1 protein-coding gene is annotated in these 1,669 nt (G+C 58.7%); it reads right to left on the bottom strand.

Annotation, left to right across the window (positions count from 1 at the left end; translation table 11 throughout):
• Positions 1-436: 436 nt before the first annotated feature.
• Positions 437-1,006, bottom strand: coding sequence for a hypothetical protein (locus B140_RS14090; protein WP_156801811.1), 570 nt, complete (start codon positions 1,004-1,006; stop codon positions 437-439).
• Between the last annotated feature and the right edge of the window lie 663 nt (positions 1,007-1,669).

Genomic DNA, 1,669 nt, shown 5'->3' with positions numbered 1-1,669 from the left:
TCTGCGGCAGCTTCCTAGCAGAGTTACTGCCAGCGTCATCGCGGGATATATCCGTGATGCTGTTAGCTGGCTAGTGGACTCCTTGTAGCTCCACTAGAAGCCTCCATCTGTTTAAGCAGCGGGTGGAGGCTTCCAACCTTTCTCCACTCCCCCACTGGGGATGCCTCCTAGCGTAAAAGGCTTCATACACGATGTCAAAGTTTCTTCGACGCCACCGGGAGGCTACCGGTGCTCAGGATCCCGGATCATCCAGCATCTGGAAGCCCTGGGAAGTAGTCGTTGGGTCCCTCGCGGTCGCCAGGACGGGCTATATGCGCTCTGCGCGGTGTGAAGGGCGCTGGGGTCCCCGTAGACCCGGGAAGCGCCCCAGGGGAAGGTGGCCTTAGCGGGCCTCCTGCTTAGACCTCGCGAGGAGGGGTTGGAGCTGTTGGTTGTTCTAGGTGTCTTTGGAGTTGCTTGTGCTGCTGTTAGCAAAAATCGCAGCAAGGGCGACCACATCGAGTGCCGTGATGATTCCTGCTACCCAGGGGCGGTCGAGGTAGAGCGCGTATGCGGCAAAGGCCAGCACGGCGATCACCACGATGACTCCGCAAATCTGGCCGATCCTTACGTCTTTAGAAGGCTGTGTGAACGGGCTTGTGCGCTCGATGTACTCAGCATCAACTGCCTTGTTCAGTGACTTCACGTATGCCTGGTAAAGCTCCGGGGTGTTACGGCGCATGGAGGCTGCTTTGCCCTCATCTGGCATAGAAAGGGGTGGGTGGTAGTGGATTTCTTGGAGAATTGCCTTTACCTGGGCGACCAGAACTCGTTCATCGGGGAGCTGGCTAGGTTCGCCCCGCGTATCAGTGCCTCGTTGAAGTTCCCGCCCTTCTTCGGCGGAGGCATCATTGCCCTGATCTGCTGTGCCGTCCACTGGCCTTTCAGGTCGACCAGGGACAAAATCCCCACGCGAATCCCGCGCCATCGGGGAATCCGTGGAGCCTTGATTATGGCCATGTTCCATGCCTCCTCCTGTTGCCTGTGAGGGGTGAGCCGTGGGTGGTATCACGTCCCTTAATTTCCTCTTTCGCTCTTGGCTGAGTCTACCGGAGGTAGCAAGTATCGCCGCTGCGAAGTGGTGGGGATCGCTGGGGCCGGATTCGATGGGTCGGGAGGTGCTATCTGCACCGTGGCTTCTCTGGAGGACGCCTAGCGGGCCGTGTGTGGCGTTGAGGGGTTGTGGGTGTGGGTTGGGTTGTTTTTCTGGTTTCAGGCCGTTGGTGGGGCTGTCAGGGGTGGTTTTGAGGCTACGAAGCGGTGTGTGGGGTGTGTTGGTGGGCCAACGGTGACGGGGTCTGGGGTCCTGGTGGGTTTTCCTCGGGGAGGGGGCTTCGGCGGTGACCCTTGGGGTTTGAGGGCAAGCCAATCCCCAGCGGGGATTGGTGCGGCAGCCCAACGAGCCGAAGGCGAGGCGGGAGTATTATCCACGTCCGGAAGGAAGACGTCAATGTGATTCCTGCCACTGAAACGGCCGCCCCTTATATTGTTCTACTTGTATACCTGTAATAGGGAGCCTGTGGATAACCATGTTTTCGCAGGTCAAGCCCTGTGGATAACGAAAGAAGCGGTGGTACTTCAGCGCAAAAGCGGTGGTACTTCAGCGCAAAAGCGGTGGTACTTCAGCGCA

Source organism: Corynebacterium mastitidis DSM 44356, assembly GCF_000375365.1.
Lineage (GTDB): Bacteria > Actinomycetota > Actinomycetes > Mycobacteriales > Mycobacteriaceae > Corynebacterium > Corynebacterium mastitidis.
Note: the sequence above shows the minus strand (reverse complement) of the source record. Positions and strands in the feature narration are given on the sequence as shown.